This window comes from Streptomyces sp. LN549, assembly GCF_043203805.1.
In the GTDB taxonomy this organism is placed as follows: domain Bacteria; phylum Actinomycetota; class Actinomycetes; order Streptomycetales; family Streptomycetaceae; genus Streptomyces.
The window spans coordinates 2,269,571-2,293,392 of sequence record NZ_JAZHRI010000002.1; the positions used below are offsets into that span (position 1 = coordinate 2,269,571).

A 23,822-nucleotide genomic window follows, 5' to 3' on the forward strand; every position below is an offset into this window, starting at 1 on the left:
ACGACGGGCACTCCGCGATACGGTCGCGCGTTGGAAGGGCGAGAACACCCGTCCCTTTTGTCATGTACGTCGTCATGCAGGCCAGGTACCAGGAGGCACCCAGAGATGTCGGAAACGCAGACCGGCGCAGCGCAGCGCGGGGAGCAGATCCTCGAGGTCTTCGACACCGCTTTCGGTGAGCTGCTGGCCGCCGATCCGGCTGCCTTCCGGGTGAAGTTCCGCAAGATGGCGGGCTCTGCCTTCGCCTTCTACCGGGGCACGGCGTGTCTCTTCTACAACGACCTGGAGCGGGAGCGGCACGGCGGCCCGTATCTCGACGAGCGCACCGGCCGGGTGTGGATCCACGGCGATCTGCACGCGGAGAACTTCGGCACGTACATGGACGCCAACGGGCGCCTGGTCTTCAACGTGAACGACTTCGACGAGGCCTATGTGGGCCCCTTCACCTGGGACCTCAAGCGCTTCGCCGGCTCCGTCGCCCTGATCGGTTACGCGAAGGCGCTGAGCGACGACCAGATCAGCGAGCTCGTCCGGGTCTACGCGGCGGCCTACCGCGAGCGGATCCACGCGCTGGCGACGGGCGCGAAGAACGACGAGGTGCCGCCGTTCACACTCGACACCGCCGAAGGGCCGCTCCTGGACGCCCTGCGGGACGCCCGGTCGCTGACCCGGTTCTCGTTGCTGGACTCGATGACCGAGATCCGTGACTTCGAGCGCAGGTTCACGGAGGGCGGCGGCTCGATCGACCTGGACGCGGCGACGCGCTACAAGGTCCTCGCGGCGTTCGACGGGTATCTGGAGACGCTGCCGGAGTCGAGTCTGACCCGGCCCGACTCCTACCGGGTGAAGGACGTCGTCGGCCGTCGCGGGATCGGCATCGGATCGGCCGGGCTGCCCTCGTACAACATCCTTCTGGAGGGCAACAGCGACGCCCTGGAGAACGATGTCGTGATCTATCTCAAGCAGGCACAGACCCCTGCCGTCTCCCGGCACATCACGGACACGGCGGTGCGGGGCTACTTCCAGCACGAGGGGCACCGCACGGTGATCTCGCAGCGCGCCCTGCAGGCGCACGCCGACCCGTGGCTGGGCTGGACCGAGCTGGACGGGGCCGGGCAGCTGGTCGCCGAGGTGTCGCCGTACGCGGTCGATCTGGACTGGTCCGACATCGACGAGCCCGAGGAGATCGCGGCGGTCGTCGCCGACCTCGGCCGGGCGACGGCGACGATGCACTCCGCGGCGGACGACGAGAGCGGCCACTCGCTGGTGCCGTTCTCGACCGAGCGGGCGATCGACGCGGCGATCGCGGCGGACGAGGAGGGCTTCGGGGACCTGCTGGTGGACTTCGCCCACAGCTACGGGTCCCGGGCCCGCGCGGACCACCAGATCTTCGTGGACCTGTTCCGCAACGGCCGCATCCCGGGGCTGTAGGAAACGCACAAGGAGCTGTAAGCCTTCCCACGGCGCCCAGGACCTTTAGGGCTCGCTTACAGGTTCGCATGCGACACTCCCTGACGATGGACATCTCCGGGACGCAGCTCAGAGTCGTGCGCGCGGCGCTTTTCACAGCGCTCGTCGTGACGCTCTCCGCTGCCTCCCACGTGCTGCTCTCCCGGGTCCCGCTGCCGCTGACCCTCGTCGCCGTGCTGGCCGGCGCCGTCTTCGTCATGGCCTACGCGCTGGCCGGCCGGGAGCGCGGCTTCGGAGCCATCGCCGGGCTGCTGGTCCCCCTGGAACTGGCCGCGGACACCGTCTTCACCACCGGCCAGCACCTCTGTTACGGCGCGGCGGGCGGCCCCATCGCGGGGCCGCTGCGGTCGGTCGGCGTCGACGTGCTGTGCGGCGGCGGTGACGTCGGGACGGGCGCGACGGGGCTCGGCGGCGTCGGCCAGGTGGGCACCCCCTGACTTCGGTGGCCGTGGGCGGTCACGGCGCGGCCGCACTGCTGGCCTCGCCCGGCCCCCTGGTGCCGTGGCTGCTGCTGGCCGCGCACGTGACGGTCGGACTGCTCGCCGCCGCCTGGCTGCACCGCGGCGAGCTGGCGCTCGCCGGGCTGCTCGGCACGTTCGCCCTGCTGGCGTTCCGGCCGCTGCTGATCGCGGTGGCCGTGGCGGGGGCGGCCCGCCGCTCCGTACTCCTCAAGGTCCGTACGGCCGGCCCCGGCCCGCACCTGCTCGTCCACAGCCGCTTCCTGGTGCACTCCGTGGGACGGAGGGGACCACCGCGCTCGGCCTGCGCCACCGCCTGAGCACGCAAGTCCCTGATGACGTACGACCACGCACCCCACGGAGAACCGACCATGAGCAAGCGCAACAGCCAGGCCAACAAGTCCGCCGCCCGCGAGCGGCTGCGCGTGGAGCGCGAGCGCCAGGCCAAGAAGGACCGCACCCGCCGGCAGGTCGTCGTCGGCCTCTCGGTCGTCGCCGCCCTCGCGATCATCGGCGGCGGCGCCTACGGCGTGATGCAGCTGAACAAGCCGGACCAGTGGGACGCCGCGAAGGACGCGAAGAACGTCACCGCACCGAAGAACACCTCGGGCGAGGACGGCACGACCGTGGTGGTCGGCAAGTCGACCGCCAAGAAGACCCTGGAGCTGTACGAGGACTCCCGCTGCCCGATCTGCGCCCAGTTCGAGCAGTCCGTCGGCGAGACCGTCCACAAGGACGTCGACGCGGGCAAGTACAAGGTCAAGTACGTCGGTGCCACGTTCCTCGACAACAATGGCGGCGAGGGCTCGAAGAACGCGCTGAGCGCCCTGGGCGCCGCGCTGAACGTGAGCCCCGAGGCCTTCCTCGACTACAAGTACGCCCTCTACTCCGCGAAGTACCACCCGGAGGAGACGGACGACAAGTTCAAGGACGACTCGTACCTGATCAAGGTCGCCGACACGGTGGACGCGCTGAAGGGCAATGACGCGTTCCAGAAGAACGTCAAGGACGGCACGTACGACGCCTGGGCGATGAAGATGTCCGCCGCCTTCGACAAGACCGGCGTCGAGGGCACTCCGACGCTGAAGATGGGCGGCAAGACGCTGACCGGTTCGGACAACAAGAACGCCCCGATGACGGTGGCGGACTTCAACACCGCGATCACCGCAGCGCTGAAGGGCTGATCCGCCCCGCCCCGGACGAACGGGCAGGTGAACCCGCCGGGTTCACCTGCCCGTTCGCGTCCGCCGTGCGCGCGGACCGTCAGGATCCAGCCACTGGAGCCCGTGTTGACGGCTGATGACGACGCCGTGCCGGGCGGCTTCCTCCATGGATCCAATCCGGACACACCGGCCCTGAGTACACCCCGGTAGATGACGTACGTGTCTCAAACTCCGGAGCGGGCAGAAGATTTTCTTCCCGTTAAGCCGATTTGCACCATGAATGAATGGGCCGGATCGATCCTCACCCATGCATGACATGCCCACGTAATCTCCCCGGCGGCGGGTGAGGAAATCCCTCCCCCACACATCCGCGAGGAGCCCCTGTGCGCACTCTTGCTCGTATATCACCGCGTATGCGTCACCGTGCGATCGGCACCGCCGTCCTGGCCGGAACCCTGGCCCTGGCACCCCTCTCCGTCTCCTCCGGCGCCACCGCCGCTTCGGGCAAGGCCTCCGCGGCCACATCGGCCGAGGCCTGCGCCGACGCCCCGGCCGGCGCCACCGCCCGCCAGTCCCGCCCCACGGGCCCGCAGCACGCCGCGGATCCCAACGAGCTCACCACGGCCCAGGCCGCGGCCATCGACAAGCAGCTGAAGCAGAGAGTCGCCGAGCGCCGGGTCACCGGCTCCGCGCTCGCCGCCGGCGCGACCGTCCCCGTCTACTTCCACGTCATCCACTCCGGCACCACGGGCAAGCTCACCGCGGGCGCCATCAGCAGCCAGATGAGCGTGCTGAACGCCGCGTACAGCGGCCAGGGCACCGGCAACAGCCCCACCGGCTTCCAGTTCTCCCTGGCGGGCACCGACTACACGGACAACGCCTCCTGGTACAACGTCTCCTCGGGCTCGTCGGCCGAGAAGGCCATGAAGACGGCCCTGCGCAAGGGCGGCAAGAACGCGCTCAACGTCTACACCGCCAACCTCGGCGGCGGACTGCTCGGCTGGGCGACGTTCCCGAGCTCCTACAACTCCAGCCCCTCCATGGACGGCGTGGTGATCCTGGACACCTCGCTGCCGGGCGGCTCCGCCACCAACTACGACGAGGGCGACACCGCGACGCACGAGGTCGGCCACTGGATGGGGCTCTACCACACGTTCCAGGGCGGCTGTAACGGCAACGGCGACTACGTCTCCGACACCCCCGCGGAGAAGTCCGCCGCCTTCGAGTGCCCGACCGGGCGCGACACCTGCACCAACAAGACGGGCGTCGACCCGATCCACAACTTCATGGACTACACGTACGACTCCTGCATGTACCAGTTCACCGCCGGCCAGGTGCAGCGGATGAGCGACAGCTGGACCGCGTACCGCGGCTGATCCGCCCGCTCGTGCCCGAGGGGCCCCGCGCCGTTCCGTGCGCGGGGCCCCTCGTGTGCTCACAGCGTGGCGAGGAAGCCGATCGCGACCTTCCAGGCCAGCTCGGCCGACGCCTGGTCGAAGTCCGGCAGTTCCGCGTCGGTGAACAGGTGCCCCGCGCCGGGGTACCGGTAGACCTCGACATCGGCGCCGGTCCGCTGCATCTGCAGATACCAGGAGTTCAGCCAGTCGTGCGTCTCGAACGGGTCCGGGTCGGCGACGTGCAGCTGTACGGGCAGTTCGTCCACCGACGCGTTCTCGGCGATGTCCGACGTGCCGTGGAAGAGCAGCAGCCCGCGGGCCTTCGCGTCCCCGAGCGCCAGCGTCTGGGCGACGGACGCCCCGAGCGAGAAGCCCACGTACACCAGCCCGCGGTCGGAGTAGGGCGCAGCGGCGAGCACGGCCCGCTTGAGCAGCTCCTCCTTGCCCGTCTCCTCCTTGAAGGCCAGTCCTTCCTCGACGGATTCGAAGGTGTGTCCCCCGAAGAGATCGGGCACGTGCACCTCATGCCCGGCGGCGCGCAGCCGGTCGGCGGCCGCGTGCACCGCGGGGCGCAGGCCGTACGTCGAGTGGAAAAGCATGATGTTCATGAGGTCCATGGTGCCATTTACGGTCGAGAGCATGGAGAGCGACGACATGGAGAACGTACTGCGTCCGCTGATCGTCCTCGGCGGCTCGGCCCTGATCACCCTGGTGGCGGGCTGGCTGCTCGACCTGCTGCTCAGGCGGGCCGACGGCCGGCACAACGAGACCCCGTTGTGGGGTCTGCTGCGGCGCTGCCGGATCCCGTTCCAGCTGACGCTGTGCACGGCACTGCTGCGGGGCACGTACACCCACACCCGGCTCGACCTGGTCAGCGACCACGGGACGGGCATCGGTCAGGTGCTGACGCTGGTTCTGATCGGGGCGTCGGCCTGGCTGGTGGTGCGGATCGCGGTCGCGGTGGTGGACTCGGTGTACGCGCGCTACGCGGCGAACACCCGGGATCCGGCACGGGTACGGCGGGTACGGACGCAGGTGACGCTGATCCAGCGGGTGGTCATCGCGATCGTGACGACCGTCGCCGTCGCCGCGATGCTGCTGACGTTCCCCGCCATGCAGACGGTCGGCACCTCGATGCTGGCCTCGGCGGGCGTCCTCGGCATCGTCGCGGGTGTCGCCGCCCAGTCCACGCTCGGCAACCTCTTCGCGGGGCTGCAGATCGCCTTCGGCGACATGGTGCGGATCGGTGACACGGTGGTGGTGGACGGCGAGTGGGGCACGGTCGAGGAGATCACGCTGACCTTCCTCGCGGTCCGGACCTGGGACGAGCGGCGGATCACGATGCCGGTCTCGTACTTCACCAGCAAGCCGTTCGAGAACTGGTCGCGCGGCGGTGTCCAGATGAGCGGTTCGGTCTTCTTCCACCTCGACCACTCGGCCCCGGTCGCCGCCATGCGCGAACAGCTGCGGGACATCCTGGGCGAGTGTGCCGCCTGGGACGGCCGGGACTGGTCGCTGGCGGTCACCGACACCACGCCCTCGACGATCCAGGTGCGTGCGGTGGTCACGGCGAAGGACGCGGACGACATCTGGACGGTGCGCTGCGCGGTCCGGGAGCAGCTGATCGGCTGGCTGCGCGACCACCATCCGTACGCGCTTCCGAGGATCGCCACGGCCCCCGCCGCGCTGGCGCCCGGTGACGTGTGGCCGACGGTGAACGGCGCGGACGGGAAGCCGGCGGGGTGGGGCAGGGCGCCGCGCACCGGGCGCGGCTGAACGGAACCGCGGTCACCGCAGACTGCGTACGTCCAGCTGGCGCAGCACCCGGTCTACCACCTCGGGGTCCGCACCGGCCTCGCTGCGCGCGGAGAGCACCGCGTGGCGGGCGGCCGACATCATCTCGCGCTGGACGCGGTTGACCGCCTTGAACCGCTCGGCGCGCCGCGCGAAGGCCTCTCGCCGCTCGTCGTCGACCATGTCGGGGCTGATCCGCGCGCCCACGTCGTAGGCGAGCCGCTGGAGACGTTCCGCGAGGTCCTCGGGGAACTCCTCGACCTCCTGGATCTCCTTGAGCCGCTGCTTGGCCGCCTTGGCGGCGCGGATCGCGAGGTCCCGCTCCAGCGCGGCCTCGGCGTCCGTGTCCGCCCGGACCCCCAGCCGGCGCACCAGCCAGGGAAGCGTGAGGCCCTGGAAGACCAGCGTGACCATGATCACGGCGAACGCGATGAAGACGATCTCGTCGCGGCCGGGGAACGGCTTCCCGTCGTCCGTCTTCAGCGGGATCGCGAGCGCCAGGGCGACCGAGGCCACGCCGCGCATCCCGGCCCACCACATGATCACGGTCTCCCGCCAGCTCGTGGGGATCTCCTCGCTGACGTCGCGGCGGGTGTGCAGCCGTTTGGCCAGCCAGGTCGCGGGGAGCAGATAGAGCAGCCGTACGCCGACGACGACGGCGACGACGGCCAGCGCCCAGCCGGCCATCTCCAGCCGGCGCCCGTCGGCGGTCCCGAAGACGTTGTGCAGTTCGAGGCCGATCAGCCCGAAGGCGACACCGGTGACGAGGGTGTCGACGATCTCCCAGAAGGTGCGGCCGGTGAGCCGGCCGAGGACGTCGTCGGCGTCTGCCGTGTGCTCGGCGAGGAAGAGCGCGGTGGTCAGGACGGCGAGCACACCGGAGCCCATCAGCTCCTCGGCGAGCACATAGCTGACGAACGGCACCAGCAGGGAGAGGCCGACCTGGAGGGTGGCGTCGCCCAGCAGGCCCATGAGCTTGATGGTGAGCCAGCCGAGCGCGACGCCCACCGCCACGGCGACGACGGCGGACAGGCCCAGCAGCCCGAACGCCTCGGGCAGCGAGAAGGTGCCGCTCACCGCCGCGGCGATCGCCACGTGGTAGAGCACGATCGCGGTCACGTCGTTGAACAGCCCCTCCCCCTCCAGGATGGAGACGAGCCTGCGGGGCAGCCCGACCGATCCGGCCACAGCGGTGGCCGCGACCGGGTCGGGCGGGGCGACGAGCGCGCCCAGTGCGACGGCCGCGGCGATGGGCAGTCCGGGGACGACCGCGTTGGCCACCGCGGCGACGGCCGCCGTCGTGAGGAAGACCAGCGCCACGGCCAGCAGGAAGATCGGCCGTTTGTTGGCGGCGAACTGCCGCCAGGAAGTGCGTTGCACGGAGGCGTAGAGCAGCGGGGGCAGCAGCGCGGGAAGAATGATCTCGGGCGGGATGTCCACGTTCGGTACGAAGCTGAGGAAGGCCATCCCGACGCCCACGAGCGTCATCAGCACCGGGGCCGGCAGCCCCAGCCGTTCGCCGAGCGGCACTGTGACCACGGCTCCGAGCAACAGCAGGAGCAGCAGTGCCATTTGGTCCACGAGGTGCCTTCCGGAACGCGCCGAACCGGCCTCGGTGACCGGCCGATCTGGGGTTCAAGCCTGCCATGCAGGCCCCACAATCCGGACAACACCCCCACCTCCCGAGGCCGCCGCAGCTCCCGGGCCTTCGGCAGGGGCGCAGCGCTCGTACGAGAGGTCTACGCGTCCACGGCCCGGCGCATCGCCCGGTGCGGAATGCCCGCGTCCGGGAACTCGGGGCCGTAGGCGGCGTATCCGAGCCGCTCGTAGAAGCCGAGCGCATGCGTCTGGGCGTGCAGGTCGACGGCCGACAGGCCGAGTTCGCGGGCGGCGTCCTCGATGGCCCGTACCAGGGCCGCGCCGACACCGAGACCGCGGGCCTCCTTGGTCACGGCGAGCCGGCCGAGCGAGCCGACGGTGGGATCGCCGCCGGTCTTCGCCGCCACGGCCGGGCCGTGCAGCAGCCGCCCGGTGCCGAGTGCCGTGCCGTCCGCAGCGACGGCCATGACGTGCACCGCGTCCGCGTCGTAGGCGTCGTACTCGATCTCCTCGGGCACGTTCTGCTCGCCCACGAAGACGTCCTTGCGGATCTGGAAGCAGGCGGCGCGGTCCTGCTCGCCGGTGACCGTGCGGGTGGTGTAGACGGTCATTCGCTCTCTGCCGCGATCCTGTCGAGGGCCTGCTGGAGGTCGTCCGGGTAGGTGCTGGAGAACTCGACCCAGCTGCCGTCCGAGGGGTGCTCGAAGCCGAGCCGGACCGCGTGCAGCCACTGCCGGGTCAGGCCCAGCCGCTTGGCCATGGTCGGGTCGGCGCCGTAGGTCAGGTCACCGACGCAGGGGTGGCGGTGCGCGGACATGTGCACCCGGATCTGGTGCGTGCGGCCGGTTTCCAGCTTGATGTCCAGGAGGCTGGCGGCGCGGTACGCCTCGATCAGGTCGTAGTGCGTCACGGAGGGCTTGCCCTCGGCGACGACGGCCCACTTGTAGTCGTGGGTGGGGTGGCGGCCGATGGGGGCGTCGATGGTGCCGCTCATCGGGTCCGGGTGGCCCTGGACCAGCGCGTGGTACTTCTTGTCGACGACCCGGTCGCGGAACTGGGCCTTCAGCAGCGTGTAGGCGCGCTCGGACTTGGCGACGACCATCAGCCCGGAGGTGCCGACGTCGAGGCGGTGCACGATGCCCTGGCGCTCGGCGGCGCCGGAGGTCGAGATCCGGTACCCGGCTGCGGCGAGACCACCGATGACGGTGGTGCCGGTCCAGCCGGGGCTCGGGTGCGCGGCGACGCCGACCGGCTTCATGATCACGACGATGTCGTCGTCGTCGTGGACGATCTCCATGCCCTCGACGGGCTCGGCGACGATCTGCACCGGAGCGGGAGCCTGCGGCATCTCCACTTCCAGCCAGGCGCCGCCCCGCACCCGCTCTGACTTCCCGACGACCGAACCGTCCACCTGCACCTTCCCGGCGGCGGCCAGCTCTGCGGCCTTGGTGCGGGAGAAACCGAACATGCGGGAGATGGCGGCGTCCACACGCTCGCCTTCCAGGCCATCGGGTACGGGCAGGGTTCGGATCTCGGGTTGCGTACTCACCTGTCGAGTATGCCTTGCGTGGCCCAGTGCGTCGGCACTAGTCCTTGTGCACGGTGCCGTCGGGGTCCAGGCCCTTGAAGGAGAGCAGCACGATCAGGATGCCTCCGCAGACGATCGCGGAGTCCGCCAGGTTGAAGACGGCGAAGTGCGCGGGGGCGATGAAGTCCACCACCGCGCCCTCGAAGACACCGGGCGAGCGGAAGATGCGGTCGGTGAGGTTGCCGAGGGCGCCGCCGAGCAGCAGGCCGAGGGCGATCGCCCACGGCAGGCTGTACAGCTTGCGCGCGAGCCGGGCGATCACCACGATGACGGTCGCCGCGATGATGGTGAAGATGATCGTGAAGGCCTCGCCGAAGCCGAACGCGGCTCCCGCGTTGCGGATCGCGTCGAGCCTGAGCCAGTCGCCGAAGATCTCGATCGGCTCCTGGTGCTCCAGCTTCGCCACCACGAGCATCTTGCTGCCCAGGTCGAGCAGGTAGGCGAGGACGGCGACGCAGAAGAGCAGGATGATCCGGCGCCGGCGCGTGGCCGGCGACCGGTCGACCGCCGCGTCCGCCGCCGCAGAGTCCGCGTCCTGTCCGTCCGGCTCGACGGCCTCCGGGGACCCGCTCCCTGCCGCCTGCTCCGGCTCGGCTCCTTCGTGTCCCTCAGCCTCGGGGATGTCCGGCGTACCGATGATGCGCTCCGCCTCTGCCACGTGAGTCCCTCAACCTAGTTCCCGACTGAGGACGAGGGTACGACACACCGGTGGGGATCAGCCGCGTCGCTCCTGCTTCTGTTTGTCCTCGACGCAGAGGGTGGCCCGGGGGAACGCCTGCATCCGTGCCTTGCCGATCGGATTGCCGCAGATCTCGCAGAGTCCGTACGTGCCCGCGTCGAGCCGGGCCAGTGCCCTTTCGGTCTGCTCCAGCATCTCCTGGGCGTTGGCGGCGAGCGACATCTCGTGCTCGCGGGTGATGTTCTTGGTGCCGGTGTCCGCCTCGTCGTCACCCGCCCCGTCGCCGGAGTCCCGCATCAGCCCGGCCAGCGCCAGGCCCGACGCCTCCAGCTCGTTGCGCAGCCGCGTGATCTCGCCGGTCAGCTCGTTGCGGGCCGCCGAGACCTCCTCCGGCGTCCAGGGGTCCTCTCCCGGCCGTACGGCCAGCTCCCCCGGGGCTGTCGCCGCTGCACGGGCCGGGGGCACGGGTGCCGCGCTCCGGCCGGCCGTGCGGGTCCTGGCCGCGCTCTTCTTGGCTACCACCGTGTGGGCTCCCGTCTGCTCGGCGGCCTCGGCCGCCCCCGTGGCCGCCTCGGCGGCCTTCTTCGAAGCCTTCTCGGCCGTGGTCTTCCCGGCCGCGCTCTTCTTCGCCTTCGCCGGGGTCTTCCCGGCCTGGTCCTCGTGCCGGCCGGCCCCGTCCGGAGCCGGTCCCTCCACGGCCTTCCCGGCCGCGGTCTGCTTCGCCGCCGCCTTCCTGGCCGTGGTCTTCCTGGCCCCCGATCCGGGCACCGCCTTCTCGGCTGCCTTCTTGACAGCCTTCCTCGGGGCCTTCTTCGCGGCCTTCCCCGCCGCGGTGGTCCGCGCGGCGGCGTGCTCCGGCCCGGTCTCCGTCGCGCTGCGCGTATCCGCGTCCGAAGTGCTCTCCCGGCCGGTCTCTCCAGTCGTCTCCCCGGCTGCCGCGCCCGTGGATCTCGCTGACGCCGTCTTCTCTGCGGCGGTCTTCTTCGCCACCATGGCCGCGGCCCCTTCACGCATTGTGATCTTGCTCGCGAGTCGTGCTGGGACGATAAGTCGACCCCAGCCCCGCGGCAACGGGGCACGCCGCCGCATCGCCCCTCCCCGTGTCCGGATCACCGCACGCCTGAATCCGTTGTGCCCAGCTCCCCGCCCGGTAATCCGCCTTCCGGCCGCCCGCCGGACGGCCCCGGGACCCGTTACGCCCGTCTGGCCATTCGGGTCACGCGGGGGGCCGCCGGAAACCGGTCGGCCGCCGCACCCCGGGGCCCGTACACTGGCGTCAGCGAGAGGCATGGATGGGACGAGTAGCGTCGTACGCAGCCCAGAGCGACCCGGGGACGGTGGAAGCCCGGGGGCGAGCGCGCCGTGAAGATCACCCCGGAGCCGCCGGAAGAAAGCTTTGGACCGTGGGCTCCGCCCACGGGTGCAAGGCCAGTAGAACCGGCATCGCACCCCAATGAGGGGGCCACGGGCGGCACGCCCGGGGCCAAGGAGGGTGGTACCGCGGGATCCGGGCATCGGTTCTCGTCCCTCCGACGGAAGTGGAACCCGTCCGCCGGAGGAAGCCCGCACATGACATCGCCGCAGTACCGCCAGGTACCCGCCCAGGTCGACCTGCCCGCGCTGGAGCACGCCGTGCTCGACTTCTGGCGCGAGAACAAGGTCTTCGACCAGAGCCTCGAACAGTCCGAGGGCCGCCCCGAGTGGGTCTTCTACGAGGGCCCGCCGACCGCCAACGGCATGCCGGGCGCCCACCACATCGAGGCCCGCGTCTTCAAGGACGTCTTCCCGCGCTTCCGCACCATGCAGGGCTACCACGTCGGCCGGAAGGCCGGCTGGGACTGTCACGGCCTGCCGGTCGAGCTCGCGGTCGAGAAGGAGCTGGGCTTCAACGGCAAGAAGGACATCGAGGCGTACGGCATCGCCGAGTTCAACGCCAAGTGCCGCGAGTCCGTCACCCGGCACACCGACGCGTTCACCGAGCTCACGACCCGGATGGGCTACTGGGTCGACCTCGACGACGCGTACCGCACGATGGACCCCGAGTACGTCGAGTCCGTCTGGTGGTCGCTGAAGGAGATCTTCAACAAGGGCCTGCTCACCCAGGACCACCGCGTCGCCCCGTGGTGCCCGCGCTGCGGCACCGGCCTCTCGGACCACGAGCTGGCGCAGGGGTACGAGACGGTCGTCGACCCCTCGGTCTTCGTACGCTTCCCGCTCACCTCCGGCCCGCTGGCCGGCGAGGCGGCCCTCCTGGTCTGGACGACGACCCCCTGGACCCTGGTCTCCAACACGGCCGTCGCCGCGCACCCCGAGGTCGGTTACGTCGTCGCGACGAACGGCGAGGAGAAGCTGGTCGTCGCCCGGCCGCTCGTCGAGAAGGCGCTGGGCGAGGGCTGGGAGCTGACCGGTGACTCCTTCACCGGCCGCGAGATGGAGCGCTGGACCTACGAGCGCCCCTTCGCGCTGGTCGACTTCCCGGCCGAGGCGCACTACGTCGTCAACGCCGAGTACGTGACGACCGAGGACGGTACGGGTCTGGTCCACCAGTCCCCCGCCTTCGGCGCCGACGACCTCCTGGTCTGCAAGGCGTACGGCCTCCCGGTGGTGAACCCGGTCCGCCCCGACGGCACCTTCGAACAGGACGTGCCGCTGGTCGGCGGCGTCTTCTTCAAGAAGGCCGACGAGGCGCTCACCGAGGACCTGGCCGCCCGCGGCAAGCTCTTCCGGCACGTCCCGTACGAGCACAGCTACCCGCACTGCTGGCGCTGCCACACGGCGCTGCTGTACTACGCGCAGCCGTCCTGGTACATCCGCACGACCGCGGTCAAGGACCGGCTCCTCGCGGAGAACGAGAAGACCAACTGGTTCCCCGACTCCGTCAAGAACGGCCGCTTCGGTGACTGGCTGAACAACAACGTCGACTGGGCCCTGTCCCGCAACCGCTACTGGGGCACCCCGCTGCCGATCTGGCGCTGCGAGGACGACCACCTCACCTGCATCGGCTCGCGCGCCGAGCTGACCGAGCTCACCGGCACCGATCTCTCCGGCCTGGACCCGCACCGGCCGTTCATCGACGAGATCACGTTCACCTGTTCGCACGAGAACTGCCAGCTGGAGGCGTACCGCGTCCCCGAGGTCATCGACGCCTGGTACGACTCGGGTTCGATGCCGTTCGCACAGTGGGGCTACCCGTACAAGAACAAGGAGATCTTCGAGAGCCGCTACCCGGCGCAGTTCATCTCGGAGGCCATCGACCAGACGCGCGGGTGGTTCTACACGCTGATGGCGGTCGGCACCCTGGTCTTCGACAAGTCCAGCTACGAGAACGTCGTGTGCCTCGGTCACATCCTCGCCGAGGACGGCCGGAAGATGTCCAAGCACCTGGGCAACACCCTCGAACCGATCCCGCTCATGGACCAGCACGGCGCGGACGCGGTCCGCTGGTTCATGGCGGCAGGCGGCTCCCCGTGGGCGGCGCGGCGCGTCGGTCACGGCACGATCCAGGAGGTCGTCCGCAAGACGCTCCTCACCTACTGGAACACGGTCGCCTTCCAGGCCCTGTACGCCCGTACGTCGAGCTGGGCGCCCTCCGCGGCCGACCCGGCACCGGCGGACCGTACGGTCCTGGACCGCTGGCTGCTCAGCGAGCTGAACGCCCTGGTGGACCAGGTCACCAAGGCTCTGGAGGGGTACGACACCCAGCGCGCCGGCAAGCTGCTGTCCGCGTTCGTCGACGACCTGTCCAACTGGTACGTACGCCGCTCCCGCCGCCGCTTCTGGCAGGGCGACAAGGCGGCGCTGCGCACCCTGCACGAGGTCGTCGAGACGGTCACGCGGCTGATGGCCCCGCTGACCCCGTTCATCACCGAGCGGGTCTGGCAGGACCTCGTCACGCCGGTCACCCCGGACGCGCCGGCATCGGTCCACCTCTCCACCTGGCCGCAGGCGGACCTGTCCGCGATCGACCCGGACCTGTCCACGCAGATGGCGCTGGTCCGCCGCCTGGTCGAGCTGGGGCGTGCCACGCGTGCCGAGTCGGGCGTCAAGACCCGTCAGCCGCTGTCCCGCGCCCTGGTGGCGGCCTCGGGCTTCGAGAACCTCTCCCCGGAGCTGCACGCGCAGATCACGGAGGAGCTGAACGTCTCCTCGCTGGCCTCCCTGTCCACGGGAGGCGGCTCGCTGGTCGACACGACGGCGAAGGCGAACTTCCGGGCCCTGGGCAAGCGGTTCGGCAAGGGCGTCCAGGCGGTCGCGAAGGCCGTCGCGAACGCGGACGCCGCGGCGCTCTCGCTGGCCCTGCGCGAGGGCACGGCATCGGTCGAGGTCGACGGGGAGCAGGTCACGCTGGCCCCCGACGAGGTCATCATCACGGAGACCCCGCGCGAGGGCTGGTCGGTCGCGTCCGACTCGGGCGCGACGGTCGCCCTGGACCTGGAGATCACCCCGGAGCTGCGGCGTGCGGGCCTGGCCCGTGACGCGATCCGGCTGATCCAGGAGGCGCGCAAGAACAGCGGCCTGGACGTGGCGGACCGCATCGCCGTCCGCTGGACGTCCACGTCACCCGCGACGGCCGAGGCCCTGACCGAGCACGCATCGCTGATCGCGGACGAGGTCCTGGCCCTGGACTACGCCGAGGGCGAGGCGGACGCGGCGTACGGCGAGCCCTTCGAGGACGAGGGCCTGTCCCTGACGTTCCGCCTCCGCAAGACGGAGCGGTAAGGCCCCAGCGCGCAGGGAGGCCCGCCCAGACCGTTTCGGTCGGGGCGGGCCTCCTTCGTTTGCGTTTCGAGCTCCTGCGGCGACGCTTCAGGCCCCTCCGGCGGGCTCGTTGAGGAGCGGGGTCTGGGGCAGAGCCCCGGTTCGGGAAGGGGCGGGTAGGGGAACAGGCCCCCGCGCAGCGGCCCCGGCCCCACCCCGCGCACCCGGGCCCGCCCACGGCAAAGGGCCGGGCCCCAGGGAATCCCTGGGGCCCGGCCCTCAGCCTGCCGACGGCTACGCGCTCAGCGAGCGCGACCCGCTCAGTTGTCGTCCTCGTCGATCAGGAACCCGCGCATCGGCGAAGGCGCCTGCTGCATCGGCTGCGGCGCCTGCGGCCGCACCGGTGCCATCGGCTGGGTCATCGCCGGCGACATCTGCTGCTGGCCGCCGTAGGAGGGCCCACCGCCCATGGACGGGTTGCCGCCCATCTGCTGGTTGCCGTGACCGCCGTGGTTGCCGCCCATGGTGTGACCCATGGCACCGGCACCGGCCGGAGCCAGCGAAGGCGACGGCGGCAGCGAAGCGGCCGCAGGGGTCCGCGGCGGAGCCAGCGAGTCGTCGGCCTGGGTCTCCAGCTGACGCAGCTGGCTCTCCAGGTAGGACTTCAGACGGGTCCGGTACTCGCGCTCGAAGCCTCGCAGGTCCTCGACCTTGCGCTCCAGCGTCGCGCGGGCCGACTCCAGCGAGCCCATCGCCACGCGGTGCTTCTCCTGCGCGTCCCGCTCCAGGGCGTCCGCCTTGGCACGCGCGTCGCGCTCCAGGCCCTCGGCACGGCTGCGCGCCTCGCCGACGATCTTGTTGGCCTCGGAACGGGCCTCCGCGATCGCCTGGTCGGCGGTCTGCTGCGCCAGCGAGAGGACACGGGCGGCGCTGTCGCCACCGGGGCCCTGCTGCTGCATCTGCGGCGGCTGCTGCTGCTGCATCTGCTGCATCTGCTGCTGCGGGTTGTGGCCGCCCATGGGGCCACCCATCGGTCCACCCATGGGACCGCCCTGCATCGGGCCGGGGCCGTGCGGGCCCTGCGGACCGGGACCGTGCGGACCCTGGGGGCCGTGGCCACTGGGACCGGCCGGCAGCTGAGGAGCACCACCGGGCAGCTGGGGCGGACCCATCTGCGGCTGCTGCTGCTGCTGCTGGACCGGCGGACCAGATATGGCGGCGGGCACAGGTGCACCGGGACGGTCCTGCGGCTCCGGCTTGCGCATGCCTTGCTGCTGCTGGTTCTGCGCGGCGGCACGCGTGGCGGCGGCCAGCTTGGCGCGCAGGTCCTCGTTCTCACGGAGCAGGCGGGTCAGCTCGGACTCGACCTCGTCGAGGAAGGCATCGACCTCGTCCTCGTCATAGCCTTCTCGGAGGCGGACCGTCGTGAACTGCTTGTTCCGCACGTCCTCGGGGGTCAGCGGCATCTCTTCTTCACCTCTACGTAGTCGTCGGCAGTCGGCAGGACCGTATCGCTCACAGCCTGGTCACGAGGGTGATCAGGATGGAAACGATGATCATCAGAACGAAGAAGGACAGGTCGAGTGCCACGCCCCCGAGACGCAGCGGCGGAATGAACCGCCGCAGGAGCTTCAGCGGTGGATCGGTGACCGTGTAAGTGGCCTCAAGAACGACCACCATCGGCTTGCCCGGCTGCCATGAACGTGCGAACTGAAAGACGTAGTCCATGACCAGCCGGAAGATCAGCACGATGAGGAAACACATCAACGCGATGTAGACAACACTTTGTGCGACGCCCATCCTCGCGCTTCCCTCTCCCCTGGCTCTCGTAGCTCCGGCCTTGCGGCCGGGTTGTTCCCGGTGTCGTGTTCTCAGCTCTGGTTGAAGAATCCGCCCTCTGCGATGCGGGCCTTGTCCTCCGCCGTGACATCGACGTTAGCAGGCGACAACAGGAACACCTTCTGCGTCACTCGTTCAATGCTGCCATGGAGACCGAAGACGAGTCCCGCGGCAAAGTCGACAAGTCGCTTCGCGTCCGTATCGTCCATCTCCGTGAGATTCATGATCACCGGAGTGCCCTCACGGAAGTGTTCCCCGATGGTACGGGCCTCGTTGTAGGTCCTGGGGTGCAGCGTGGTGATGCGGTACGGCTCCCGCTCGGACACGACCTTGGGCATGATCACCGGTGCGTTCTTCTCCATGTTCGGGCGTTCAGGTGTGATGGATGCCACGGGGGCGATTCGGGCGGGTCGCTCCCTCTCCGCCGGAATCTGAACCGGCTCCCGCTGCGCCGGGGGCTGCACCACTCGTACCGGTTCGTCCCGCTCCCGCTCCACCTGATGCGCGGGCTGGTGCCGACGCCGGTCGCGCTCGGGCTCCGGCTCGGGTTCGAATTCGTCGTCGGGGTCGAACCCCGGACCGTCGTACCCATCGTCCTCCACGAGGCCGAGGTAGACCGCCATCTTGCGCATCGCGCCGGCCATGCTCTGAGTCCTCCGCTCTGTGGTGGATCGGCATCTGTCACCAAGTGCCCGCGATCCACTGTGGCCTGCCCGCCATAGGCGGTAATGACCATATTTTCTGCTGTGGTCCGACTTGCTTGGCGACGTTACCCGAGCCCGGGTCGGACTCCGAGTACCGCAGTACCGACGCGCACATGTGTCGCTCCGGCCGCAACGGCGTCCTCGAGGTCCGCACTCATCCCTGCAGAGACCATGTTCGCAGCCGGATGGTTCCCGCGCAGCCGGGATGAGAATTCCATCAGCCGGTCGAACGCGGCACGTTGCCTTCCGGCGAACGGCCCGGCGAGCGGCGCGACGGTCATCAGGCCGTCCAGCCGCAGCCCGGGCGCGGACGCGACCGCGTCGGCCAACTCCTCGATCCCGTCGGGTGCGACACCGCCGCGCTCACCGCGCTCACCGCTCTCCGCGTCGAGCGCGACCTGGATGAGACACCCGAGCTCGCGTCCGCCGCGGCCGGCCGCGGCAGAAAGCGCGGTCACCAGCTTCGTGCGGTCCACCGACTGCACGACATCGGCATAACTTGCCACAGATCGGACCTTGTTCGTCTGCAATTGACCGACAAAGTGCCACGTGAGGGACAGATCCGCACATTCAGTGGATTTCGGAGCCGCATCCTGGTCACGATTCTCCGCGACATGACGCACACCGAGTTCGTGCAGAATCCGCACATCGCTTGCGGGGTAGGTCTTGGTGACCACGATGAGGGTCACCTCTTCCCGATTGCGACCGGCGGCGGCGCAGGCGGAAGCAATGCGTTCCTCCACCTGTGCCAGATTCGCCGCGAGTTGTTCCTTACGGTCCGTCATGCCCTATCAGTCCAACCAGACATATCCGGCGAGCCGCCCGGTGGTGCGGTCGCGTCGGTACGAGAAGTGATCGCCCGATTCGAGGGTGCAGACGGGCGACATCGCCCGGTCGGTGACCCCGAGGTCCGCCAACTGTGCGTGGACTCCGGCGGTGACGTCCACCGCCGGGGTGCCCCAGCTGGTCTCGGACCACGAAGCGGGGACGACCGCCGCGACCTCGTCCCGCATCGCGGCCGGCACCTCGTAGCACCGGCCACAGACGGCCGGCCCCGTGCGGGCGGTGATCCGGGAGGGGTCCGCGCCGAGTTCGACCATGGCCCCGACCGCGGCGGGCACGACTCCGGCAACCAGCCCGGGACGGCCCGCGTGTGCTGCTGCGACGATCCCGGCGACCGGGTCGGCGAGCAGTACAGGCGTGCAGTCGGCGGTGAGGACGGCGAGCGGGAGTCCGCGTCGCGCGGTCACCACCGCGTCCACGGCGGGAATCTCGCGGGCACCGCCCCAGGGGCCGTCGACCACGGCGACATCCCGCCCGTGCACCTGGTTCATCCAGACGACCTGCGCCGGATCGAGTCCGCGGGCCCGTGCCGCCCGCTCCCGGTTGGCGAGAACGGCGGCGGGGTCGTCGCCGACCGCACCGCCGAGATTGAGCTCCGCGTACGGAGCGGCGCTCACCCCGCCCCACCTGTCGGTGAAGGAGAAGTGAGCGCCGCCGTCCGAAGAAACAGAATCCTCATGGCTCACTGAGTGGTGCGGACCTATCACTTCAAGAAGTCCGGAACGTCCAGCTCTTCGGCCTGGGAGTCCTGGTAGGGACGGGCCGGCGGGACGTGCGGCGGGGCGACCGGCGGCAGGTGGCTCTCATGGGCCACCGGAACCGGCTCGACCTGGACCGGGGGCTCCTCGCGCGGGGGCACGGAACCCAGCCCGCTCGTCTGGCGCACGGGCTCGGCGGCCCGCACAGGCGGAGCCGACTCCTCACGCTTGGCGGAGCTCGCACCCAGGACGTTCTCCCGCCGGGCCGGCGGCTGTCCGCCGTCGAAGCCCGCCGCGATGACGGTGACCCGCACCTCGTCGCCCAGTGCGTCGTCGATGACCGCACCGAAGATGATGTTCGCCTCGGGGTGAGCCGCCTCGCTCACCAGCTGGGCGGCCTCGTTGATCTCGAAGAGACCGAGGTCGCTGCCGCCGGAGATGGAGAGCAGGACACCTCGGGCACCGTCGATGGACGCCTCCAGGAGCGGCGAGGAGATCGCCATCTCCGCCGCGGCCACCGCGCGGTCGTCGCCGCGGGCCGATCCGATGCCCATGAGCGCCGATCCGGCCTCGGACATGACCGACTTGACGTCGGCGAAGTCGAGGTTGATCAGACCCGGGGTGGTGATGAGGTCGGTGATGCCCTGGACGCCCGAGAGCAGCACCTGGTCGGCCGACTTGAACGCGTCGAGCACGCTGACCTGGCGGTCCGAGATGGACAGCAGTCGGTCATTGGGAATGACGATGAGGGTGTCGACCTCTTCGCGGAGTTCGGCGATGCCGTCCTCCGCCTGGTTCGCGCGACGCCGGCCCTCGAAGGTGAACGGGCGGGTGACCACACCGATCGTCAGGGCGCCGAGCGAGCGCGCGATATTGGCGACGACGGGTGCGCCACCGGTGCCGGTGCCGCCGCCTTCTCCTGCGGTGACGAAGACCATGTCGGCCCCCTTGAGGACCTCCTCGATCTCTTCACGGTGGTCCTCTGCCGCCTTACGACCGACGGCCGGGTTCGCCCCGGCGCCAAGGCCGCGGGTGAGTTCACGGCCGACGTCGAGCTTGACGTCGGCGTCGCTCATCAACAGGGCTTGCGCATCCGTGTTGATCGCGATGAACTCGACGCCCTTGAGACCGACCTCGATCATTCGGTTGATGGCATTGACACCACCGCCGCCGACACCGATGACCTTGATGACTGCGAGGTAGTTCTGCGGTGCTGCCACGTCGAAGGCCTCTCGCCTCGAGTTACGTGTCGTCGCTTGGCGGTAGTCCCGCCGCGACGACGGATGCCGATTGGGACGGTCCGAACGCCGACCCAAACCCTAACGTTGAAGTTTAGGGTTACCAGTGTGTCTGCTTCATGGACTCTTCCGAACAGGACACTAAGTCGACAAGTGGCGCACGTTCAACGAACACGCCGAACCTCCCGTTTTTCTTTTCACCCTATGTGATCACCCGTAGCGCTGACCAACCAGGGTGCTGGCCAGGCCAAATGTGCGTCAACTACCCGACACCGCCGGAGCGGTGGGTGCACTCACGTCGAAGTGTCCCGCTTTGGGAGCGGCTTTCATGAGAGCGGTGAGGACTTTCGCCTTCACCACACCCTCTTCGCTGCTCCCCCAGATCACCGTGCGGCCCCCGGTGAGCCCCAGGGAGACCGAATCGTACGAGATGACCCGCACGACCTGAGCGTCCTCGGCAACTGCGTCCGGAAGATCGCCCGCAACCCGGACCGCTTCCCGCACCAGCCGGTCACTGCCGAATCGGCGCAGGCTCGCGGACTGACCTGGTGTCAGCTCCAGTAGAGGCACATGCCCGGGAGCCTTGTCCACCGTGGCGAAGCGCACGCCTTCGGCGTCCACTTCAATGAACTTTGCGCCCTCTTTCACCAACAGGACCGGCTGTCGTTCGGTCACTTTAAGTCCGATACCGCGCGGCCATGACCGTACGACATCCACTGAGTCGATACGAGGCAACTTCTGGCGCAACCTCTCGGCGACCGCGTCCGTGTCGACGGAGATCAGCGGGGCGCCCATGGGCACCGCCGCCGCGGTCTCCACCTCGGCCGGTGTCAGTACGTCGACACCGGTGATCCGGACCTGTTCGGTACGGAGCCAGGAGGAACCGTAGAGCGCCCAGACGGCGCCGGTGCCGAGCAGCAGCACTGCCGCGGCGATCACGATCAGGAGCGCGCGCCGGGACATCCGGCGCTCCTGCGCGCGTGGGCGCGTCGGGCGGTCCCGGGTGTCCTTCTGCTGCCCTGCACCGCGCTGGGCGGTCGTCGGTCCGGCCACGCTCGCTCCTTATGCCGGGTCCGGGGGCGCCGCCCCCGGACCCGTCCGCCTCACGCGCCTCGGCGTGCGGCGATCGCCTCGTACACCATGCCGACCAGCAGGTCGTCGGCGTCCCGGCGGCCGAACTCGGCGGCGGCTCGGGACATTTCGTACAGCCGGTGCGGATCCGACAGCACCGGAAGGACGTTGCCCTGCACCCACTCGGGGGTGAGCGCCGCGTCGTCCACCAGCAGGCCACCGCCGGCGTTGACCACCGGCTGGGCGTTGAGCCGCTGTTCGCCGTTGCCGATCGGCAACGGGACATAGGCGGCGGGCAGCCCGACGGCGGAGAGTTCGGCGACGGTCATCGCGCCCGCACGGCAGAGCATCATGTCGGCCGCGGCGTACGCGAGATCCATCCGGTCCACGTACGGTACCGGGATGTAGGGCGGCATCCCGGGCATGTTGTCGACGCGCGGCATTTCGTTCTTCGGGCCGACCACGTGCAGGATCTGGATCCCGGAGCGCTGGAGCAGTGGCGCGACCCGCTGGACCACCTCGTTGAGGTGGCGGGCGCCCTGCGAGCCGCCGGAGACCAGCAGCGTCGGCAGGTTGGGGTCGAGACCGAAGGCGGCACGCGCCTCGGGACGGACCCGGGCCCGGTCCAGGGTGGCGATGGTGCGGCGCAGCGGGATGCCGATGTAGCGGGCACCGCGCAGCTTGCTGTCGGGGGTGGAGACGGCTACCCCGTGCGCGTACCGCGAACCGATCTTGTTGGCCAGGCCCGGCCGGGCGTTGGCCTCGTGCACGACGATCGGCACTCCGGCGCGCTTGGCGGCGAGGTAGCCGGGCAGGGCCACGTAGCCGCCGAAGCCGACGACGCAGTCCGCCTTGGTGCGCTCCAGGATCTGCTCGGCGGCCTTGATGGTGCCGCGCAGCCTGCCCGGGACGGTGATGAGCTCAGGGGTGGGCTTGCGCGGCAGCGGTACGGCCGGGATCAGGGCGAGTTCGTACCCCCGCTCGGGTACGAGCCTGGTCTCGAGTCCGCGCTCCGTGCCGAGAGCGGTGATTCCCACGCTCGGGTCCTGCCTCCGCAGTGCGTCCGCGAGGGCAAGCGCGGGCTCGATGTGGCCGGCGGTCCCCCCACCGGCGAGTACGACATGCACCGAAATTCACCGCTCTCCGGACGGACGCTTCTTGACGCGCCGTCTCATCGTCTTCCATCTCACCCCGGGCCTCCGCATGGCCAGGGCAGCCTTCGCTGCGGGATCCGCTCGCGCGAACGCGATCAGCAGCCCGACAGCGAACATGGTCGGCAGCAGGGCCGACCCCCCGTAGGAGAACAGCGGGAGCGGGACACCGGCGATCGGCAGCAGGCCGAGCACCGCACCGATATTGATCACGGCCTGAGCCGTGATCCAGGTGGTCACACCTCCCGCTGCGTACCTCACGAAGGGGTCCTCCGTGCGTCCGGCCACGCGGATACCCGCATAGCCTAGAGCCGCGAAGAGGGCGAGTACCGACAGCGTCCCCGCCAACCCCAGTTCCTCCCCGGTGATGGCGAAGATGAAGTCGGTGTGTGGTTCGGGGAGTTGGCCCCATTTTTCCACACTTGCCCCGAGCCCGGATCCGAACCATCCGCCGGACGCCAGAGCGTAGATGCCGTGCACGGCCTGCCAGCACGAGCCGCCGGGTCCGGGTTCGCTGGCGCCCATGCAGTCGAGCCGGGACATCCGGTTCGGACTGGTCTTGATCAGCAGGAAGGCGATCAGGCCGGCGGAGGCGAGCACTCCGGCGAACAGCCGGGTCGGCGCTCCGGCCAGCCAGAGCAGTCCGAACAGGATGGCCGTGAGAATGATCGCAGTGCCCATGTCACCGCCGAGCATGATCAGCCCGAGCAGCATGAAGGCGACCGGGACCAGCGGCACGAGCATGTGCTTCCACTGGTTCAGCAGCCGTTTGTCCTGTTTGCGGGAGAGCAGGTCGGCGCCCCACAGGACGAGGGCCAGCTTTCCGAACTCACTGGGCTGGAGCTGGAAGGGGCCACCCAGGTAGAGCCAGTTCCGGTTGCCGTTGACCGACATCCCTATCCCGGGCACCTGGACCAGCACCATCAGGAAGACGGCGCCCATCAGCAGCGGGTAGGACAGGGCACGGTGGAGCTTCACGGGCATCCGGGCGGCGGCCGCCATCAGGCCGGCCCCGATGACGGCGGCGAGGAACTGCTTGCGGAAGAAGTACGTGCCCGGCTTGCCGAGTTCCAGCGCCTTGATCATCGAGGCTGAGTAGACCATCACGAGCCCGAGCACGGTGATGAGCAGCCCGGCGCCCAGGATCAGGTAGTACGCGGTCAGGGGGCGGTCCCACGCCCGGCGCGCCTGTTCGTACAGCCGCCGCGCTCCTCCGCCCCGGGGGGAACGGGGGCCGCCGGAAGTCCTGGAGCGCGCCGCAGGGGGCCGTCGGGCGCCGGCGGCGGGCCGGACGCGCAGGGCGAGGCCCTCGGGGAGCGGTGCGCCCCCGGCCGCGAGGAGGGGCGGATGGAACACCCGGCTGATCGCCGAGGTCGCCCGTGAGCGGTCCCCGCGGCGTGCGGCAGAGCTCTCTTCGGCCGGCATGGTCCCT

The 23,822-nt window shown here is 69.9% G+C and carries 20 protein-coding genes and 1 pseudogene; 6 read left to right on the plus strand and 15 right to left on the minus strand.

Features of this window, described 5'->3' with window-relative positions; genetic code table 11:
• The first annotated feature begins 105 nt into the window (after positions 1–105).
• The 4 genes and pseudogenes from SH922_RS10010 (at position 106) to SH922_RS10025 (ending at position 4,467) form a co-directional block, all read left to right on the plus strand.
• On the plus strand, positions 106–1,431 hold the full coding sequence (locus SH922_RS10010) for a DUF2252 domain-containing protein (RefSeq protein ID WP_393057064.1): 1,326 nt from the start codon (positions 106–108) through the stop codon (positions 1,429–1,431).
• Between the two features lie 86 nt (positions 1,432–1,517).
• A pseudogene (locus tag SH922_RS10015) lies at positions 1,518–2,248 on the plus strand (hypothetical protein).
• Between the two features lie 51 nt (positions 2,249–2,299).
• Complete coding sequence (locus SH922_RS10020) at positions 2,300–3,112, plus strand: DsbA family protein (protein WP_393057066.1); 813 nt, start codon at positions 2,300–2,302, stop codon at positions 3,110–3,112.
• A gap of 392 nt (positions 3,113–3,504) precedes the next feature.
• Complete coding sequence (locus SH922_RS10025; protein ID WP_393057068.1) at positions 3,505–4,467, plus strand: zinc metalloprotease; 963 nt, start codon at positions 3,505–3,507, stop codon at positions 4,465–4,467.
• A gap of 59 nt (positions 4,468–4,526) precedes the next feature.
• Here SH922_RS10025 and SH922_RS10030 read toward each other — a convergent pair whose 3' ends face one another.
• Positions 4,527–5,105, minus strand: coding sequence for a dienelactone hydrolase family protein (locus SH922_RS10030; protein ID WP_350988539.1), 579 nt, complete (start codon positions 5,103–5,105; stop codon positions 4,527–4,529).
• Between the two features lie 37 nt (positions 5,106–5,142).
• Between SH922_RS10030 and SH922_RS10035 the strand changes: the two genes are divergently transcribed.
• Positions 5,143–6,264, plus strand: a complete 1,122-nt coding sequence (locus SH922_RS10035) for a mechanosensitive ion channel family protein (RefSeq protein ID WP_393063515.1) — start codon at positions 5,143–5,145, stop codon at positions 6,262–6,264.
• 12 nt (positions 6,265–6,276) lie between these two features.
• Here SH922_RS10035 and SH922_RS10040 read toward each other — a convergent pair whose 3' ends face one another.
• The 5 genes from SH922_RS10040 to SH922_RS10060 all read right to left on the minus strand — a co-directional run bounded on the left by SH922_RS10040 (position 6,277) and on the right by SH922_RS10060 (position 11,141).
• Positions 6,277–7,863 (minus strand): Na+/H+ antiporter, encoded by a 1,587-nt coding sequence (locus tag SH922_RS10040; RefSeq protein ID WP_393057070.1) that lies wholly within the window; start codon positions 7,861–7,863, stop codon positions 6,277–6,279.
• Positions 7,864–8,021: 158 nt separating this feature from the next.
• Complete coding sequence (locus SH922_RS10045; protein WP_393057072.1) at positions 8,022–8,492, minus strand: GNAT family N-acetyltransferase; 471 nt, start codon at positions 8,490–8,492, stop codon at positions 8,022–8,024.
• Entirely contained in the window at positions 8,489–9,430 is a 942-nt protein-coding gene (locus SH922_RS10050; protein ID WP_359132364.1) for an RluA family pseudouridine synthase, read from the minus strand. Before SH922_RS10050 ends, SH922_RS10045 begins: the two co-directional genes overlap by 4 nt.
• 37 nt (positions 9,431–9,467) lie before the next feature.
• Positions 9,468–10,127: a signal peptidase II gene (gene lspA / locus SH922_RS10055; protein WP_393057075.1), complete on the minus strand. Its 660-nt coding sequence runs from the start codon at positions 10,125–10,127 to the stop codon at positions 9,468–9,470.
• A gap of 57 nt (positions 10,128–10,184) precedes the next feature.
• Positions 10,185–11,141 (minus strand): TraR/DksA family transcriptional regulator, encoded by a 957-nt coding sequence (locus tag SH922_RS10060; protein ID WP_393057077.1) that lies wholly within the window; start codon positions 11,139–11,141, stop codon positions 10,185–10,187.
• Positions 11,142–11,717: 576 nt separating this feature from the next.
• Between SH922_RS10060 and ileS the strand changes: the two genes are divergently transcribed.
• Positions 11,718–14,867, plus strand: coding sequence for an isoleucine--tRNA ligase (gene ileS, locus SH922_RS10065; protein WP_393057079.1), 3,150 nt, complete (start codon positions 11,718–11,720; stop codon positions 14,865–14,867).
• Between the two features lie 299 nt (positions 14,868–15,166).
• On the opposite strand, the gene SH922_RS10070 is transcribed toward ileS, so the two are convergent.
• The 9 genes from SH922_RS10070 to ftsW form a co-directional block, all read right to left on the minus strand.
• Complete coding sequence (locus tag SH922_RS10070) at positions 15,167–16,312, minus strand: DivIVA domain-containing protein (RefSeq protein ID WP_393057081.1); 1,146 nt, start codon at positions 16,310–16,312, stop codon at positions 15,167–15,169.
• A gap of 49 nt (positions 16,313–16,361) precedes the next feature.
• Positions 16,362–16,646 carry a YggT family protein gene (locus tag SH922_RS10075; RefSeq protein WP_393057084.1) on the minus strand — a complete coding sequence of 95 codons (285 nt, stop codon included), beginning with the start codon at positions 16,644–16,646 and terminating at the stop codon, positions 16,362–16,364.
• Between the two features lie 71 nt (positions 16,647–16,717).
• Positions 16,718–17,329 (minus strand): cell division protein SepF, encoded by a 612-nt coding sequence (locus tag SH922_RS10080; protein ID WP_136328319.1) that lies wholly within the window; start codon positions 17,327–17,329, stop codon positions 16,718–16,720.
• 125 nt (positions 17,330–17,454) lie between these two features.
• Positions 17,455–18,174 (minus strand): YggS family pyridoxal phosphate-dependent enzyme, encoded by a 720-nt coding sequence (locus SH922_RS10085; protein ID WP_393057085.1) that lies wholly within the window; start codon positions 18,172–18,174, stop codon positions 17,455–17,457.
• A 6-nt stretch (positions 18,175–18,180) separates the two neighbouring features.
• Positions 18,181–18,939: a peptidoglycan editing factor PgeF gene (pgeF, locus tag SH922_RS10090; RefSeq protein WP_393057086.1), complete on the minus strand. Its 759-nt coding sequence runs from the start codon at positions 18,937–18,939 to the stop codon at positions 18,181–18,183.
• The gene (gene ftsZ / locus SH922_RS10095) at positions 18,936–20,150 is read right to left on the minus strand and encodes a cell division protein FtsZ (protein ID WP_393057087.1); all 1,215 of its coding nucleotides are present in this window, start codon (positions 20,148–20,150) and stop codon (positions 18,936–18,938) included. The genes pgeF and ftsZ overlap by 4 nt, the downstream gene beginning before the upstream one ends.
• 276 nt (positions 20,151–20,426) lie before the next feature.
• On the minus strand, positions 20,427–21,221 hold the full coding sequence (locus SH922_RS10100) for a cell division protein FtsQ/DivIB (protein WP_393057088.1): 795 nt from the start codon (positions 21,219–21,221) through the stop codon (positions 20,427–20,429).
• A gap of 50 nt (positions 21,222–21,271) precedes the next feature.
• Entirely contained in the window at positions 21,272–22,366 is a 1,095-nt protein-coding gene (gene murG / locus SH922_RS10105; RefSeq protein ID WP_148017738.1) for an undecaprenyldiphospho-muramoylpentapeptide beta-N-acetylglucosaminyltransferase, read from the minus strand.
• 6 nt (positions 22,367–22,372) lie between these two features.
• Positions 22,373–23,815, minus strand: coding sequence for a putative lipid II flippase FtsW (gene ftsW, locus SH922_RS10110; protein WP_393057089.1), 1,443 nt, complete (start codon positions 23,813–23,815; stop codon positions 22,373–22,375).
• Between the last annotated feature and the right edge of the window lie 7 nt (positions 23,816–23,822).

What these genes read in the sequence shown, in the direction of transcription:
- SH922_RS10010 (WP_393057064.1), top strand. Translation starts at nt 106, where the DNA reads ATGTCGGAAACGCAGACCGGCGCAGCGCAGCGCGGGGAGCAGATCCTC.
- SH922_RS10020 (WP_393057066.1), top strand. Translation starts at nt 2,300, where the DNA reads ATGAGCAAGCGCAACAGCCAGGCCAACAAGTCCGCCGCCCGCGAGCGG.
- SH922_RS10025 (WP_393057068.1), top strand. Translation starts at nt 3,505, where the DNA reads ATGCGTCACCGTGCGATCGGCACCGCCGTCCTGGCCGGAACCCTGGCC.
- SH922_RS10030 (WP_350988539.1), bottom strand. Translation starts at nt 5,105, where the DNA reads ATGGACCTCATGAACATCATGCTTTTCCACTCGACGTACGGCCTGCGC.
- SH922_RS10035 (WP_393063515.1), top strand. Translation starts at nt 5,143, where the DNA reads ATGGAGAACGTACTGCGTCCGCTGATCGTCCTCGGCGGCTCGGCCCTG.
- SH922_RS10045 (WP_393057072.1), bottom strand. Translation starts at nt 8,492, where the DNA reads ATGACCGTCTACACCACCCGCACGGTCACCGGCGAGCAGGACCGCGCC.
- SH922_RS10060 (WP_393057077.1), bottom strand. Translation starts at nt 11,141, where the DNA reads ATGGTGGCGAAGAAGACCGCCGCAGAGAAGACGGCGTCAGCGAGATCC.
- ileS (WP_393057079.1), top strand. Translation starts at nt 11,718, where the DNA reads ATGACATCGCCGCAGTACCGCCAGGTACCCGCCCAGGTCGACCTGCCC.
- SH922_RS10070 (WP_393057081.1), bottom strand. Translation starts at nt 16,312, where the DNA reads ATGCCGCTGACCCCCGAGGACGTGCGGAACAAGCAGTTCACGACGGTC.
- SH922_RS10075 (WP_393057084.1), bottom strand. Translation starts at nt 16,646, where the DNA reads ATGGGCGTCGCACAAAGTGTTGTCTACATCGCGTTGATGTGTTTCCTC.
- SH922_RS10080 (WP_136328319.1), bottom strand. Translation starts at nt 17,329, where the DNA reads ATGGCCGGCGCGATGCGCAAGATGGCGGTCTACCTCGGCCTCGTGGAG.
- SH922_RS10085 (WP_393057085.1), bottom strand. Translation starts at nt 18,174, where the DNA reads ATGACGGACCGTAAGGAACAACTCGCGGCGAATCTGGCACAGGTGGAG.
- ftsW (WP_393057089.1), bottom strand. Translation starts at nt 23,815, where the DNA reads ATGCCGGCCGAAGAGAGCTCTGCCGCACGCCGCGGGGACCGCTCACGG.